Annotated in this window: 13 protein-coding genes and 1 pseudogene; 1 reads left to right on the plus strand and 13 read right to left on the minus strand. The window is 66.6% G+C overall.

The window, feature by feature from the left end; all coding sequences use genetic code 11:
• Nucleotides 1-230 precede the first annotated feature (230 nt).
• The 9 genes and pseudogenes from ACPT9U_RS00245 to ACPT9U_RS00285 all read right to left on the minus strand — a co-directional run bounded on the left by ACPT9U_RS00245 (nt 231) and on the right by ACPT9U_RS00285 (nt 10,971).
• Nucleotides 231-992 carry an ABC transporter permease gene (locus ACPT9U_RS00245; RefSeq protein ID WP_435749514.1) on the minus strand — a complete coding sequence of 254 codons (762 nt, stop codon included), beginning with the start codon at nt 990-992 and terminating at the stop codon, nt 231-233.
• Entirely contained in the window at nt 989-2,035 is a 1,047-nt protein-coding gene (locus ACPT9U_RS00250) for an ABC transporter ATP-binding protein (protein WP_435749515.1), read from the minus strand. The genes ACPT9U_RS00245 and ACPT9U_RS00250 overlap by 4 nt, the downstream gene beginning before the upstream one ends.
• Before the next feature lie 83 nt (nt 2,036-2,118).
• Nucleotides 2,119-5,271 carry an EAL domain-containing protein gene (locus tag ACPT9U_RS00255; protein ID WP_435749516.1) on the minus strand — a complete coding sequence of 1,051 codons (3,153 nt, stop codon included), beginning with the start codon at nt 5,269-5,271 and terminating at the stop codon, nt 2,119-2,121.
• Between the two features lie 17 nt (nt 5,272-5,288).
• The gene (locus tag ACPT9U_RS00260) at nt 5,289-6,179 is read right to left on the minus strand and encodes a transporter substrate-binding domain-containing protein (protein WP_435749517.1); all 891 of its coding nucleotides are present in this window, start codon (nt 6,177-6,179) and stop codon (nt 5,289-5,291) included.
• A gap of 111 nt (nt 6,180-6,290) precedes the next feature.
• Entirely contained in the window at nt 6,291-7,409 is a 1,119-nt protein-coding gene (locus ACPT9U_RS00265) for a diguanylate cyclase (protein WP_435749518.1), read from the minus strand.
• Nucleotides 7,410-7,456: 47 nt separating this feature from the next.
• Nucleotides 7,457-8,029: pseudogene (locus ACPT9U_RS00270) on the minus strand (chemotaxis protein CheB); the annotation flags it as partial.
• Nucleotides 8,030-8,151: 122 nt separating this feature from the next.
• On the minus strand, nt 8,152-8,964 hold the full coding sequence (locus tag ACPT9U_RS00275) for a CheR family methyltransferase (protein ID WP_435749519.1): 813 nt from the start codon (nt 8,962-8,964) through the stop codon (nt 8,152-8,154).
• Between the two features lie 97 nt (nt 8,965-9,061).
• A complete protein-coding gene (leuE, locus tag ACPT9U_RS00280; RefSeq protein WP_435749520.1) occupies nt 9,062-9,733 on the minus strand; it encodes a leucine efflux protein LeuE in 672 nt (223 codons plus the stop codon).
• Between the two features lie 332 nt (nt 9,734-10,065).
• Nucleotides 10,066-10,971: a DMT family transporter gene (locus ACPT9U_RS00285; RefSeq protein WP_418363459.1), complete on the minus strand. Its 906-nt coding sequence runs from the start codon at nt 10,969-10,971 to the stop codon at nt 10,066-10,068.
• A gap of 256 nt (nt 10,972-11,227) precedes the next feature.
• On the opposite strand from ACPT9U_RS00285, the gene hyi reads away from it, so the two are divergent.
• A complete protein-coding gene (hyi, locus tag ACPT9U_RS00290; protein ID WP_435749521.1) occupies nt 11,228-12,025 on the plus strand; it encodes a hydroxypyruvate isomerase in 798 nt (265 codons plus the stop codon).
• A gap of 28 nt (nt 12,026-12,053) precedes the next feature.
• Here the strand turns inward: hyi and ACPT9U_RS00295 are convergent, their stop codons facing one another.
• From ACPT9U_RS00295 to ACPT9U_RS00310, 4 genes are all read right to left on the minus strand, one after another.
• The gene (locus ACPT9U_RS00295; protein ID WP_418363461.1) at nt 12,054-13,031 is read right to left on the minus strand and encodes an arsenic resistance protein; all 978 of its coding nucleotides are present in this window, start codon (nt 13,029-13,031) and stop codon (nt 12,054-12,056) included.
• Nucleotides 13,032-13,337: 306 nt separating this feature from the next.
• Nucleotides 13,338-13,865, minus strand: coding sequence for an inorganic diphosphatase (gene ppa, locus ACPT9U_RS00300; RefSeq protein ID WP_418363462.1), 528 nt, complete (start codon nt 13,863-13,865; stop codon nt 13,338-13,340).
• Between the two features lie 89 nt (nt 13,866-13,954).
• Entirely contained in the window at nt 13,955-14,164 is a 210-nt protein-coding gene (locus ACPT9U_RS00305; protein ID WP_418363463.1) for a heavy-metal-associated domain-containing protein, read from the minus strand.
• Nucleotides 14,165-14,203: 39 nt separating this feature from the next.
• Nucleotides 14,204-14,914 (minus strand): sulfite exporter TauE/SafE family protein, encoded by a 711-nt coding sequence (locus ACPT9U_RS00310; RefSeq protein WP_435749522.1) that lies wholly within the window; start codon nt 14,912-14,914, stop codon nt 14,204-14,206.
• Nucleotides 14,915-14,935: the final 21 nt, after the last annotated feature.

Raw genomic sequence — 14,935 nt, forward strand, 5'->3', positions numbered from 1 at the left:
GCGCGGAATGCCGGGTTTTCAGCCAATGCAGTACTCGGAAGGGAGCGTGGGCACACTTTGCCCCAATCTGGGGAGTTTGTCTCCTGTCGAGGGCGCTCCCCTGTCAAGAACGTCACGCTGGCACATGCGAATGCGCATGCGGCCAGAAGCGACTCGAAAAATATGACAAAGACCATTTCGGGAAGTTCGCCTTCCCTCCGGTTCCGCCATGACCTTCGACGACCCACCACTCATGCCTTGAGCCGGTAGCCTGTCTTCAGCATCCAGGTCGCCACCGCCACGAACACCGCGAGGAACAGCAGTGCCATCGCCAGGCTCACCCCCACCGCCACATCGGCCGTGCCATAGAAGCTCCAGCGGAAACCGCTCACCAGATACACCACCGGATTGAACAGCGACAGCGTGCGCCAGGCCTCCGGCAGCATGTCGATCGAGTAGAAGCTGCCACCGAGGAAGGTCAGCGGCGTGATGATCAGCAGCGGCACGAGCTGAAGCTTTTCAAAGTTGTCCGCCCAGATCCCGAGGATGAAGCCGAGCAGGCTGAAGCTGAGCGCGGTGAGCAGCAGGAAACCGATCATCCACAGCGGGTGCTCGATGCGCAGCGGCACGAAGAAGGTAGCGGTGGCGAGGATGATGAGGCTGAGCAGGATCGCCTTCGTGGCCGCCGCACCCACATAGCTCAGCACGATCTCGAAGTGCGACACCGGCGCCGACAGGATCTCGTAGATGGTGCGCGAGAACTTGGGAAAGAAGATGCCGAAGGACGCGTTCGACACGCTCTGGGTGAGCAGGTTGAGCATGATCAGGCCGGGTACGATGAAGGCCCCGTAGCTCACCCCTTCCACCTCCGGAATGCGCGCGCCGATCGCCGCGCCGAACACGACGAAGTACAGCGAGGTGGTGATCACCGGGGCCAGCACGCTCTGCAGAAGCGTGCGCTTGGTGCGCGCCATCTCGAAGAAATAGATCGCGCGGACTGCGTGCCAGTTCATCTTGCGCCCTCCTTGGCGGGCGTGCCCGCGGCGTCCTTGTTGCGCGGGTCGCCTGCGCCGCCCGGTTCGCGCTCGCTGACCAGGCTGACGAATATTTCCTCCAGCGAGCGCTGGGTCGTGTGCAGGTCGGCAAAGGCGATGCCGGCAGCGGCGAGATCCTGCAACAGGTCGGCGATCGCCCTCTCGCCAGCCCTCTCGCCGGCCCCCTCGCTGCCCTCACCGCTCTTGCTGCCCTCGCCCCCCCTGGCCATCTCGTACGCGTAAATGAGCGTGCTGCCGCCCTTGCCCAGCGTCAGCCCGTAGTGCGCGAGCGCGGGCGGAACCTCCTGCAGCGGCGCCACCAACTGCAGCGTAAGCTGCTTGCCACCGAGCTTGCGCATCAGCGCGGCCTTGTCCTCGACCAGAATCAGTTCGCCCCGCGCGATCACGCCGATGCGGTCGGCCATCTCCTCGGCCTCCTCGATATAGTGCGTGGTCAGGATCACGGTGACACCGCTGTCGCGCAGCCGGCGCACGAGCTGCCACATATCGCGGCGCAGTTCCACGTCCACGCCGGCGGTGGGCTCGTCGAGGAAGAGGATGCGCGGCTCGTGCGACAGCGCCTTGGCGATCAGCACCCGGCGCTTCATGCCGCCCGAGAGCATCATCAGCCGGGCGTCCTTCTTCGCCCACAGCGACAGATCCTTCAGCAGCTGCTCGAGATAGGCCGGGTCGGGCGGCTTGCCGAACAGCCCGCGCGAGAAGCTGACCGTGTTCCACACCGTCTCGAAGGCATCGGTGGTGAGTTCCTGCGGCACCAGGCCCACCAGCGCACGGGCTGCGCGGTAGTCGCGCACGATGTCGTGGCCGTCGACGCGCACGCTGCCCGCGCTCGGATTAACCAGGCCGCAGACGATGCTGATCAGCGTGGTCTTGCCCGCACCATTGGGGCCGAGCAGCGCAAAGATCTCGCCGCGGCGGATGTCGAGGTCGACACCCTTGAGCGCAGCGAAGCCGGAGGCGTAGGTCTTGGACAGACCGGAGATCGAGATGATGGAAGTCATGGCCCGAAGATAGCAGATCGGCGCAGATGGACGGCAGGCAGCTGCGCGAGCGTGCCGCACAGCCGTCGCATCCGGCGCACCGATCACCGCAGGCGGCCGAGTCGCTCGATCAGGTGGTCGCGCAAGGCGCGCAACGCAAGCAGGCCCGCATCGTTGTCGGGGATGGGCGCAGTCGCCCTGCGGCTCATCAGTTCGTGCGCGAGTTCGTGCACCCGGTCGTGCATCGCCAGTGCCTCGTCGAATGCAGGGTCGTTCCCGTGGCGCAGCCTGCCCTCGTCTTCGAGCCACATCCCGAGCGCACACTGGTCATCGGTCGCGGGCGGCGCAAGCGTCCCGGCCTGCGACAGCAGGTAAGCCTCGATGCGCGCCACCCAGGCGCGATGATGGGCGATCGCGAACATGCGCGGCAGCTCGTCGTACTCGACACGCGGCCGGTCCAGCCAGGACGGACCGGGGCGCCAGCCGCGCACCCAGCCGGGAACATCATCCGCCGCCATGGGACGGGCGATGCCATAGCCCTGCGCGATCTCGCAGCCCAGATCCAGCAGCAGCTCACCATGGAGAACGGTCTCGACCCCCTCGGCGACCGTCTGCCGGCTGAAGGCGCCCGCGAGGCCGATCACCCCCTCGAGAATCGCCAGATCCTCGGGGTCGTCCAGCATGTCGCGCACGAAGCTGCGGTCGATCTTGAGCGTGTTGGCGGGCAGATTCTTCAGATACGTCAGGGAGCAGTACCCGGTGCCGAAATCATCCAGCGCAAAGCGCACCCCCAGGCTCTGGCAGGCGTGCATGATGCTGGACACTTCCGCGATGTCGTCGAGGGCACTGCTCTCGAGCACCTCGAGCTCGATCTGCTCGGGGCGGACGTGGGGATACGCTTCGAAGCGCTGGCGCAGGCCCGCGACGAAATCCGTCTGCTCCAGCTGGCGCGCGCTCACGTTCACACTCACCGAAAGCCGCAGACCTTGCGCCTGCCAGGAGGACACCTGCGCGAATGCGCTGTCGAGCACCCAGGCACCCACGGCGACTGCGAGCGGATGCTCCTCGATCAGCGGCAGGAAGGCGGCCGGCGGCAGCAGACCGCGCTCGGGGTGACGCCAGCGGATCAAGGCCTCGAGACCCAGCACCGCGCCGGAGCGCATGTTCACCTTGGGCTGGTAGAAGAGCACGAACTCGCCCGCCTGAAGCGCCTGGCGGATACGCTCACGCCCCTCGTGGCTGTCACGCACGGCGCGGTCCTGCTCGGCGTCGAACAGATAGTAGCGGTCCTTGCCCTGCAGCTTCGCCTGGTACATGGCCTGATCGGCCTGGCGCAGCAGTTGGTCCGCGTCGACGGGGTCTGCCTGCGGGAAAAAGGTGACCCCCAGGCTGGCGGAGACGCGCAGTTCGCAGTCCTCCTCCACCCAGGGCGTGGACGCGGCCTCGAGCAAACGGTTGAGCAAGGGCACGCACGCCTCGACCGTCGGCATGTCCTGGAGCACGGCGACGAACTCGTCACCACCGAGCCGGGCCAGCGTGTCGCCCTCTCGCAGCACCGCATGCATGCGCTGGGATACGCCCATCAGCAGGCGGTCACCCATGTCGTGCCCGTGCCGGTCATTGACCGCCTTGAAGCCATCCAGGTCGAGATAGACGATGGCCAGCCGGGTGCCGCGCCGCAAGCTCATCACCATGCTCTGGTGCAGCCGGTCGGCGAGCAGGCTGCGATTGGCGAGACCGGTGAGCGCGTCGTAGTGCGCGATGCGCTCGAGTTGCTGCTGGTGCGACTTCTGCGCGGTGATGTCGCTGAACAGGGCCACGTAACACTGGATGCGGCCGTCGTCATCGCGCACGGCGCTGATGGTCAGCAGTTCCGCATACAGGCTGCCATCCTTGCGCCGGTTCCAGATTTCGCCGTGCCAGTGGCCGTGCTCCCGCAGCGCCTGCCACATCTGCGCGTAATGTTCGGGCCGCTGCCGTCCCGACTTCAGCATGCGCGGGTTCTGTCCGAGCAGTTCCTCGCGCGCGTAGCCCGACAAGCGGCAGAAGGCGTCATTGACCTCGAGGATGGTGCCGTCCGCGTCCGTGATCGAAATACCCTCGCGCGCGTAGGTGAACACCATCGCCAACTGGCGCAACTCGGCATTCGAGCGCGTCAGCTCGGCGGTACGCTCGCTCAGGCGGGCCTCCGCCGCTTCGCGCCGCGCCACCTCGGCGGCCAGCGCGGCATTGTCGGCCTCGAGCCGGGAGCGGTGCTGCACAGCGGTCCTGATGTCCGAGCGCAGGCGCTCGGCCCGGCGGCGCTGGCGTAGAAAGGCCAGCCATAGCGCCACGAGCGCCAGCGGGAAAGCCATCATCATGCCGATCACGGCCGTCGAGATCACCTGCCCGCGCGCATCCTCGCGCGCGATCAGGGTAAGCACGGACAGGTCGGTGTGCGGGACCTGCGCACGCACCAGCAACATGTCGGGCGCAAGACCTGGCGTATCCGCAAGCATCGTCGCGGGCACCACCGCGCCGGCTCCGGCGGCGGCGAGCGCCTCTAACGAACCGGGTGACAGCACAAGCGCCGGCGCGGACGAAGCCAGCGGTGCGCCACCAACGCCAAGCACCAGCTCGGCATAGCGCACCGCCTCCTGCTCCGGCCCACGCTTGCCCTCTCGCGCATCGATCAGCAAGGCACCCAGCGTATCGAGACTGCCGACTGCAACCAGGAACGCGCGCGGCGCACCGCGGAACAGCACCGGCGCCACGATCTCGAAACATCGGTTGCCACAGTCCATGCGCAGTCGCGGCCCATCGACGTCCGTGAGTATGGGCGCCCGCTGCGGCGCGCCCCCCGCGGCGGCCAGCACCCGGCCGGAGCCTTCGATCAGGCGCAGGCTGCGAAATACCGGCACGTCACGCAACGTCGCCTCGCGCAGTTGCTCGGCTAGTCGCCGGTCGATCGCATCCAGACTGGCATTCAGGCCATAGCGGGGCGACATGCCGAGGTCGGCGTTGACGAAGTAATCCTCGATCTCCCGCACCGAGGCGATCTGGGCCACGTTGCGGATGCGCTCATCGATGAAGTCGGAGATCACCGCAGCACGCCGCTCGGTGTCGGCCACCAGCCGCCGCTCGGTCACCTCGCGCAGCGCGCTCTGCGACGCCAGCACGTTCCACAGCAGCACCGCCGCATAGGCCACGAACAGGCCGAGGATCAGCAGTGGCGTATGCCTGCAGAGCAGCAGCGCACGCATTCGGCTCATCGACATGCGTCCAGATCCGGCCGTCAACGCGGCACACTCGCGAAGAAGTCGGGGAAATAGCGCCGGATGCCCGGGTAGTATTTGTCCACCAGGGCGTCATACCCGCCACTCGCCTTCAGGGCGGCGAGATAGGCGTTGAAGGCATCGCGCAGCGCCGGTGCATCGGGCGGGAACGCCGCGGCAAGCGCCTGCTCCTCCGAGATCGGCCCCAGTACCTTGATGCGGCCGGCCCACTTGCGCAGATCGAGGATGGCGTCGGGCACGTCGAGCAGCGTGAACTCCGCATCGGCATTGAGCAGCGCCGGCACCATTTCGTTGAGGTTGGTGCTGCGGGTGTAGGCGCGCAGGTCGATACCCACGCCTTCCAGCCCGTAATTGGCCGGATCGAGGCAGGTGCCCTCCATCACCAGCAAACTCTTGCCGGCGATCAGGGCCCGGGTTTCCAGAATGTCGGCGGCGAGATCGTCGCTGCCCGCGATCGGCCTGACCGGGGACTGCGCGCTCGCCACCAGCAGTACCTGCGAGGGAAAGGTGGGCGCAGAGAACAACAGCACCGCGTCGCGCCACGGCAGCACGGTGAAGCCCGCGGCGATCACGTCGCCGCGCACCGGATAAGCCCCTTCCAGCCGCACCGAATCCCCCTCGCGCACAACCTCACGTCCAAGCAGGTCGCGGATGACCGAGTAGAAGTCGGAATACACCAGCGTGTAGCGCACGCCGATGTGCGCCGCGAAGCCCCGCATCAAGTCGACGTCGAAACCGTCGCCGCTGCCGGTGACGAAGTTTGCGTAGCGGATTCCGAGGTGACGAAGCTCGCCGCGCGCACGAATCTCGTCCAGATCCGCAGCCAGGGCGGGCAGCGCCAAGAGATAACCGAGCAGCAGGGGCAAGACACGGCGAAGAAGGCGGATCATGGAGGGGATTCCACGGAGAGGGGGATGAAGGCGCGGCGGCATTTTCGCGGATAACACACTTTCGCGACATGGCCGACTGCTCGGCCGATTGCCCGTATTGGGCGCGCGCCCTCACCCGACGCGGTCGCCCCCTCCGCGCTTGGCTTCGTACAGCACCCGGTCCGCAGCCTTGAGCATGTCCTCGGCGCTGTGCATCGAGGGCTCGATCTCCGCCACCCCGATGCTCACCGCACCGCTCCAGCATTCCTGCCCGAGGGCGTTGATGTGAGGGCGGCGCGAGGCGACGATCTTGCTGGCCACCTGCCGCGCACCGGCGCGGTCGCTGCGCGGACAGATGACCAGAAACTCGTCGCCGCCGAGGCGGCACACGATGTCGCTGGTACGCACGGCGTCGCGCAGTCGCTGACCAAGCGCGCGCAGCACGGCATCGCCCTCGGCATGTCCGTAGGTGTCGTTGACGCCCTTGAAGCGGTCGGCATCCAGCAGCAGCACCGACAGCGGCGTGCCGTCCAGACAGGCCTCTTGCCACAGCGCCTCGAGCGCGGTGACGGCGTGGCGCCGGTTGGGCAGGCCGGTGAGGTCGTCATGGTAGGTCAGCACGTGCAGGCGCTCGTTCGCGCGCGCGAGCTCCGCGGTGCGCTCGGCGACGCGTTGCTCCAGCGTGCGATTGAGCTCGGCGAGCTCGCGGTTACGCTCGGAGACCATCGCCAGCAGCCCGTTCAGGGCACCGAGCAGCGGTTCGGTCGAGGCCTCGCGCTGGCGCTGCTCAAGCTCGGCATCAAAGGCCTCCGGCGCGCTGAGCCCATTCTCCATCAGCCGCAGCTGCCGCGCCATCGACTGATCGACGCCGAGGATGTGGTGAGCAAGCCAGTTGACCAGATAGCCGACCTCCCTCCGCACCGTCTGCTCCCGCTGCGGTCCCTTCGCGTCCTCGGCCGCGCCCATCGCATGAAGCTCGTCGATGAAGCGCTGGTGCTCCCCGCGGTGGAAGTCGACATGGCACGGGTCGATGCCCGCCGCGATGAACATGGCCTCCTCGTCACCGAAGTGCGTTTGGCTGTACTCGATCAGCTCGGCACGGGCCGCATCGATCTGTGCCTGCGAAACCGCTCCCTCCCCCATCAGCAGGCCACCGAGGCGGTTGATCAGGTCGACCAGTCGGCGGTGCTGCCGGTCCACATCGGGAAGGCCGGTCATGAAGGCAGATGACCATGTGAACAATTCGCTCATTCCGAAACTCCTTTGACCCTGACCCTTGGCAAGCCCGGGCGATCTCTTCAAAAACCGCTGCGGGCGAAGTGTTCGATTGCCGGGCCGATCGCATCGAGCGGCAGCACCCTGCCGGCCGCGCCCCGGCGGATGGCCTCCTTGGGCATGCCGAACACCACGCAGCTGGCCTCGTCCTGGGCGATGGTCTGCGCGCCGGCATCGAACATCTCGCGCAGCCCGCGGGCGCCATCGTCGCCCATGCCCGTCATGATGACGCCGAGCGCCCTGCGCCCCGCGTACTTGGCGACGGAGTTGAACAGCACGTCGACCGAGGGGCGGTGGCGGTTGACCGGCGGCCCGTCACGCACCTCGACCACATAGTGCGTACCGCTGCGGCGCACCGACATCTGCCGCCCGCCCGGCGCGATCAACGCACACCCGGGGCGCACGCTCATGCCGTCCTCCGCCTCGAGCACCTCGATCTTGCACAGCTGGTTGAGGCGCTGGGAGAACAGTGCGGTGAACTTTTCTGGCATGTGCTGCACCACGACGATACCCGGCATGGTGAGCGGCAGATTGCGCAGCACGGCCTCCAGCGCCTGCGTGCCGCCGGTTGAGGTGCCGATCGCGATGATGCGGTCGCCGACCTCTGGCCGGGCTTCGCGCGCATGCGCATTTCCAGCCTGCACCGGGTTTGTGCGCGCGGCGGAGGGTCCGTCGGTCGACACCGCCCGAATCGGTCTGTGATCGTCCATCTCCATGCTCAGGCCCGCCGATAAATCGTCGGACGCTCCTGGCGCAGGCCGACGTTGAGGCCGTTCAAGCTCTCCGAGTGGCCGATGAGCAACCAGCCATCGGGGCGCATCTGGCGCGCAACGCGTTCGACGATGCGCTGCTTGGTGGGCGTATCGAAATAGATCAGCACATTGCGCAGGAAGACCACATCGAAATCACCGAGACTCCCGAGGTTCTCGTTCAGATTGACCTGTGCGAAGCGCACCCGCCTGCGCAGGGCGGCGTCAATCTGCAGCGTCTGCTCACCGCCCGTGTTGTCGAGCCGACAGAAACGGCGCAGGTAGTCCTTGGGAATACCGTCGATGCGGTTGGTGGTGTACACGCCGCTGCGGGCCTTCTCGACCACCTGGCGGCTGATGTCGGAAGCGAACACCTCCCACGCCGAAGCCACGCCAAGCCGGTCGGCAAGAACCATGGCAATGCTGTAGGCCTCTTCGCCGGACGAACTCGCCGCACTCCAGATCCGCGGCGGCCTGGCACGCTGCTGAAGCTCAGGCAACACGGTGGCGGTGAGAAAATCGAAGTGCTTGGGCTCGCGGAAGAAATAGGTCTCATGCGTGGTCAGCAGATCCACCATTCGATCGAACTCGTCGGCCGACTTGCGATCGGACACCACCGCGAAATACTCGCCGAAGCTCTTCAGCCCGAGCGCGCGCAGCCTGCGCGCCAGCCGCCCGCTCACCAGGCTCTTCTTCTGCGGCGACAGATCCACGCCAGCGACCCGCCGCATCAGCGTGCGGAACTGCTCGAACTCGTGCTCGGTGATCGAAATTTCCGACATGGATGGCCCTTTCCGACAAGGACTGTAGTGTACGCGCCGGATGGCGGTGCCGGGTGTGCCGTAGTGCGCACGCGGGCGCAACGGAACCGTGCTTGAGTTACCCCAGCGTCGCCGTGGCGAGCTTGGCGCCAAAACCGATGAACACCCCGCCCACCCCTGCGGTCGCCCCGGCCGCGGCACGGCGGTGACGGCGGAACTGCGCCGCGAGACGGGCGCCCGCGAAGATGAGCACCGACAGGTAGAGCAGGCTGCAGATCTGCACGATCACACCCAGGATCACGAAGGACAGCGCCGGGTGTTCGTAAGCGGGGTCTACGAACTGGATGAAGAAGGACACGAAGAACAGGATCGCCTTGGGGTTCATCAGGCTGATCAGCAGCGCGGTGCGGAAGGGGTGCGGGGTGCTGCGCACCGGCGGGTAGTCCGGCTTGCCGTCGCCGACCGCTGCGGCGGTTTCGTCCCCCCGCCGCCAGGTGGCGAGCGCACCGCGCAGCAGACTCAAGCCCACCCAGGCCAGGTAGGCCGCACCGGCGTACTTGATGACCATGAACAGTTCGGGCGTGGCGCGCAACACCGAAGCCATGCCGGTGACCGCCAGCAGCATCAGGAGGGTGTCACCGACGAAGATGCCGGCCGCGCCCCGGTAGCCGGCGCGCACGCCCCAGCGCGAGGCAGCCGCCATCACGTAAAGCGAGTTGGGCCCGGGCAGCAGCACGATGAAGATGGTGCCGAGGACGAAGGTGAAGAGGTCGGTGATGCCGTAGAACATGGCCGGAGCGCTGCACGAAGACGGGTGGGGAGCCACTTTGCCACGCCGCTCATGCGTTCGCCAGTCGTGCACTCGGATGCAGCCAGTTCCGCACTCCTTGTCTGCCGCCCAGCTAAAAGTTTAGATATGATCGACTACTCATTCGGGTATAAAGTATTCTTATACGAGCGCTGCGAAAGTTCGGCATGCCGAAAGAGGCGATTCGCCTCGGTGCGGCCGATAGCGTCGTTCCACTGCACCAGATTCCGGAGATGGTGTTGCGCAAGAGCGCCCAGTAGCGCGTCGCACAGGAAATCCGAACCCGTCTTGCAGCAAGCGCGCGCCGCCCGGCCTTACCCGTCGCTGCGCGCGGCCCGGCTGCTTTGAATCAGGGCCCACAGACTCACCAGCCCCAGCGCACCGACGATAAGCGCTATGCCGGCGAATTCTGCCGCCGTCGGGCGTTCGCCGAGCTCGATCCAGCCCGCCAGCACGCCGACGAGGGGAACCCCCAGCACCGAGAGCCCCGCCATCCCCGCAGACAGGTGCTGGAGGATGTACAGCCACAGCACCCAGGCGAGCCCGGTCGCGAATACGGCGTTAAAGACCAATGCGCCGAAGAAGTACGGCGACGGTTCGATCGGCCGCGAGGGATGCAGCCCCGCGAAGACGCACAGCGCGATCGCGCCGAACAGCATCTGCCACGCAGTGAGCGCGAGCAGATCGAACTTGTGCCTCTGGCGCATGCGCTTGGCGAGCACCGAAGAGGCCGCCCAGATCGCGCCGGCCAGAACGGCCAGCAGATTGCCAAGCACCGAGCCCCCCAGCGACCAGGGTTCGAGCACCAGCACCAGCCCACTGGCTGCCAGCGCGATGCCCAGCCACTGCACGCCGCGCACGCGCTCGCCCAGGGCGAGCCAGGCCATCGGGAGCACCCAGAACGGCATGGTGTAGACGAGCACTGCAGTCTTGCCCGCACCCGCGGTCACCAGCGCCCACTGGATGAGCGCGGTGAAAGCCCCCGTCTGCAGCAGGCCGAGCAACACGACCTCACGCCAGGCCTCGATCGTCATTGGCCGCCGGAGCAGCGCGAGCACCCCGAACAGCGTGAGCGCGCCGAACGCGGCGCGGATGGCAGAGAAATCGAAGGGATCGACGTAGTCGATCACCTGCTTCATGACGACCCAGTTGTATCCCCAGATCAGGGAAAGCGCGACGAGCGCAAGCAAGGCAATGCGGGATGCGCCGGGCGCGGACATCGATCCTCCAGAAGGAAAATGCCGCGACACCCCGGTCGGGCGGCGCGGCGTTTCAGGTGCCGTCGGCTGCGTGCGGATACAGCGCCAGGCAGCGGCAGGCAGCGGCTTCGGACTCGGATTATGCGCCCGCACATGGCAAGATGCGAACCCACGCAGTACAACCGACGCAGCACGTACAGAGCGCCCTCCGTCTCACCCGCGCCCCTGTGCACGAAGCGCCTTCGGGCTGCGAGTGAGCCCCGAAAGAAGGAAGCGCATGCCCAAGTTCGACGCCAACCTGACCCTGCTCTTCAACGATTTACCCTTCCTCGCGCGCTTCGAGGCGGCTGCGGAAGCGGGCTTTCGCGGGGTGGAATTCCAGTTCCCCTACGCCTTCGACCGGAACGAGATCGCCGACCGGCTGCACGCGAACGGCCTGGTGGCGGTGCTGCACAACCTCCCTGCGGGCGACTGGGATGCGGGCGAGCGCGGCATTGCATGCCACCCGGGCCGGGTGGGCGAATTTCAGGACGGCGTCGGGCGCGCGATCGAGTACGCCACGGCGCTCGGTTGCGCACGGCTCAACTGCCTCGCGGGGGTCCCGCCTGCCGATCTGGCCCCGGCTCAGGCGCACGAGATCCTCGTCGCCAACCTGCGCTTCGCCGCACGCGAGCTGAAGGCGGCCGGCATCCGCCTGCTGATCGAACCGATCAACACCTTCGACATCCCCGGCTTCCACCTGCATCACAGCGCGCAAGCCATCGCGCTGATCGATGCAGTGGGCGCGGACAACCTCTTCCTGCAATACGACGTGTATCACATGCAACGCATGGAAGGCGAACTCGCCAACACGATCGCCCGGCACCTGCCGCGCATCGGGCACATCCAGATCGCCGACACGCCAGGCCGGCACGAGCCGGGCAGCGGCGAGATCAACTACCCCTGGCTGTTCGACTTCATCGACCGCATCGGCTACACGGGCTGGATTGGCTGCGAATACCGCCCCGCGGCCGGCACTCGCGAAGGCCTGGCGTGGATGCACTCAGCGACGACCGGCCGGGTCCGGTCCGACTGACCTCCGGCCACGCCATCTCCCCTGGGCTTCAGCCGGCCTTGGGCTGTGCGGGGCCGAACAGGCGGTTGGTGAGCTTGACGTACCACGCCGCCGACTGCACCTGCAGGATGTATGCGAGCGCGATGACCAGCGCGGCGCCCGCGCTTTCGCCACCGAACACGTTCATCGCCAACGCGAGCGCGATCGAGAGATTGCGCATCACCGTGCCGTAGACCAGCGCGATGGCGTCACCACGCGGCAGCAGGGTGCGGGCAACCACCGTGCTGAGCACGTAGTTGATGCCGTACAGGCACAGCAGCGGCACCAGCACGACGACGATCTCTCCGGGCTGGGCGACGAGGTCCTTCGCCTTGAGTGCGAGTGCGACAAATACGATGCCGAGCACGCCGAGCGTGGAGAATGGCGGGAAGCGTGGCCCCCAGGTTTTCTGGTATTCGGCCTGGCCGTGGCGGGCAATGAGCCACTTCTGCGTGAAGTGGCCGGCAACCATGGGCAGGAACACGATGATGATGATCTGCATGAAGATCGCGGCCATGTCGACCGGCACCTCCGCCCCCATCAGCCAGCGCACGTACAGCGGCGTGGCGAGCGAGCCGAGGATGAGGCCGAGCACGGTCATCTTGACCGCAGCACCGAGGTTACCGCCGGCGAAACCGGTCCACGAGATGGTCATGCCGCTCGTAGGCAGCAGCGCGGCCAATAGCAGGCCGAGCGCATAGAAGGGCTGCTCGGGGAAGAAGAGCTTGCCGAGGCCGAAGGCCACGAAGGGGATGATGGCGAAGTTGATCGCCTGCGCGAGCGCCTGCGCCTTGAGGTCGCCGCCCTCGAGCACTTTCTGCAACTTGAGGTTCACCATCATCGGATAAACCATCAGGAAGGTGAGCGGCACGATCAGCGACTTGAGCCACGCCACCGGCGCGACGAGGCCGAAGCCGAAGCCCAGCACCATCGCCACCGGGATGGCGAAGATGAGGTTCTTGTTGATCTTCATGAGGAGCGCGAGCATGGCGGGTCTTCCCTGTTGTCGCTGTTGTGATCCGATGCCGCCATCGTAGCAGCGGGAGAGGCACAAGCAAGCGTGATGCCAGCCTGCCAGCCCCCTTGTCTGGCGCAGACCATGGTCCGCCGCCCCGGGGCACCTTGCGCCAGCAAACTGCCATCTCAGGCACATTGCGGGCAAAACCGCTGCCACTACTGGCAGCAGCCCCGCTCGTCAACACGCGGACGCACTCTGTGTCCCCCGCGCCGTCGTGGACGGAAAAGGGCCCGCACACGGCGGGCCCCTTCACCAGCGACGGCCCAGCCGTCCGTGTTACTTCTTGCCGGCGGCGAGACCGTTCAGGATTTCCTGCTTGGCGTCTTCGACCGTGCCCCAGCCCAGAACCTTGACCCACTTGCCGGGCTCGAGATCCTTGTAGTGCTCGAAGAAGTGCACGGTCTGCTTCATCAGCAGCTCGGGCAGGTCGTCGGTGGTCTGCACCTTGTCGTACAGCGGGGTCAGCTTGGACACCGGCACGGCGACGACCTTGGCGTCTACCCCGCCGTCATCTTCCATCTTGAGCACGCCCACCGGGCGGCAGCGGATGACGACGCCCGGCTGCAGCGGAAAGGGGGTCACGACCAGCACGTCCACCGGGTCGCCGTCGCCGGCGATGGTGTGCGGCACGTAGCCGTAGTTGAGCGGGTAGCGCATCGAGGTGCCCATGAAGCGGTCGACGAAGACGGCGCCGCTGTCCTTGTCCACCTCGAACTTGATCGGATCGCCCTGCGCGGAGATCTCGATGATGACGTTGATGTCGTTCGGCACATCCTTGCCGGCGCTGACCATATCGAAGCCCATGAATCCCTCCCGTGGAAAAATGTGCGCGGATTATAGGGGGAAACCACAATTTCTTGCACTGCGGCATTGCCCCGTCCGCATGAAAACCATCAGGCCGGGGAGTCGAACCCGGCATCCTCGACCGCAGCGCGCAGCGCCTCGACGGAAGTCTGTGCAGGGTCGTGGCGCACGGTGGCAGACGCCGTCCCGAGCGAGACCTGCACGTCCTGCACGCCGGGCAGCGCCTGCAGCACACCGGTCACATTCTTCACGCATCCGCCGCAGCTCATGCCTTCCACCTTGATCGTCACTTCATTCATGTGTTGCTCCTTGTCGATACCAAACGCCGGACGGCGCCCTCAGGTCACGCAGACCACACCACGCCACAGGTCGCCGCCCAGCGTCGGTGCATGATAGAGGCCGAACACCCCGAAACCCAGCACCAGCACGCCGGACGCAATGCGGACCCGGCGGTTGCGGGTGATGTCACGAAAACGTTTGAACAACATGCCTGCCAGCAGCAGATTGGGCAGCGTACCCAGGCCGAAGGCCAGCATCAGCCCTGCCCCGCGCGCACCCGAGCCGGTGACCAGCGCGGTGGCGAGGACGGAGTAGGTCAGCCCGCAAGGCAGAAAGCCCCACAGTAGTCCAAGCGGCAGCGCCTGTCGGATCGAGCGCGCAGGCAGGAAGCGCTGGGTCGCGGGCTGGATGCGCCGCCATAGCACGCCGCCGGCACGCTCGATCGGAGTGAGCAGGCGGGTGAAGCCGGTGAGATAGAGCCCGAGCGCGATCAGCATGAGGTTGGCGAGCACGTACAGCGCCATCTGCACTGGCAGCATGCCGTCGTAGAGCAGGCCGACCGAGCCGAGCAGACCCACTGCCCCGCCGAGCGCAGTGTAGGTGGTGATGCGGCCGATGTTGTACGCCAGGTGCAGCGGCCATTGCGGTTTGCCGCCAGGCGTCTGCACCTGCATGGTCAGTGCACCGACGATGCCGCCACACATGGCCACGCAGTGCGTGCCGCCGAGCAGGCCGATGAGGAAGACTGCGATGTAACCGGTGTCAGGCATGGATGAAAAAGGCCCCGCGGG

This window comes from Thauera sp. AutoDN2 (assembly GCF_051280715.1).
GTDB lineage: Bacteria > Pseudomonadota > Gammaproteobacteria > Burkholderiales > Rhodocyclaceae > Thauera.

Excerpts from the sequence above, each read along its gene's own strand:
- ACPT9U_RS00245 (WP_435749514.1), bottom strand. The coding sequence starts at position 992 with ATGAACTGGCACGCAGTCCGCGCGATCTATTTCTTCGAGATGGCGCGC.
- ACPT9U_RS00250 (WP_435749515.1), bottom strand. The coding sequence starts at position 2,035 with ATGACTTCCATCATCTCGATCTCCGGTCTGTCCAAGACCTACGCCTCC.
- ACPT9U_RS00255 (WP_435749516.1), bottom strand. The coding sequence starts at position 5,271 with ATGTCGATGAGCCGAATGCGTGCGCTGCTGCTCTGCAGGCATACGCCA.
- ACPT9U_RS00260 (WP_435749517.1), bottom strand. The coding sequence starts at position 6,179 with ATGATCCGCCTTCTTCGCCGTGTCTTGCCCCTGCTGCTCGGTTATCTC.
- ACPT9U_RS00265 (WP_435749518.1), bottom strand. The coding sequence starts at position 7,409 with ATGAGCGAATTGTTCACATGGTCATCTGCCTTCATGACCGGCCTTCCC.
- ACPT9U_RS00275 (WP_435749519.1), bottom strand. The coding sequence starts at position 8,964 with ATGTCGGAAATTTCGATCACCGAGCACGAGTTCGAGCAGTTCCGCACG.
- leuE (WP_435749520.1), bottom strand. The coding sequence starts at position 9,733 with ATGTTCTACGGCATCACCGACCTCTTCACCTTCGTCCTCGGCACCATC.
- ACPT9U_RS00285 (WP_418363459.1), bottom strand. The coding sequence starts at position 10,971 with ATGTCCGCGCCCGGCGCATCCCGCATTGCCTTGCTTGCGCTCGTCGCG.
- hyi (WP_435749521.1), top strand. The coding sequence starts at position 11,228 with ATGCCCAAGTTCGACGCCAACCTGACCCTGCTCTTCAACGATTTACCC.
- ACPT9U_RS00295 (WP_418363461.1), bottom strand. The coding sequence starts at position 13,031 with ATGCTCGCGCTCCTCATGAAGATCAACAAGAACCTCATCTTCGCCATC.
- ppa (WP_418363462.1), bottom strand. The coding sequence starts at position 13,865 with ATGGGCTTCGATATGGTCAGCGCCGGCAAGGATGTGCCGAACGACATC.
- ACPT9U_RS00305 (WP_418363463.1), bottom strand. The coding sequence starts at position 14,164 with ATGAATGAAGTGACGATCAAGGTGGAAGGCATGAGCTGCGGCGGATGC.
- ACPT9U_RS00310 (WP_435749522.1), bottom strand. The coding sequence starts at position 14,914 with ATGCCTGACACCGGTTACATCGCAGTCTTCCTCATCGGCCTGCTCGGC.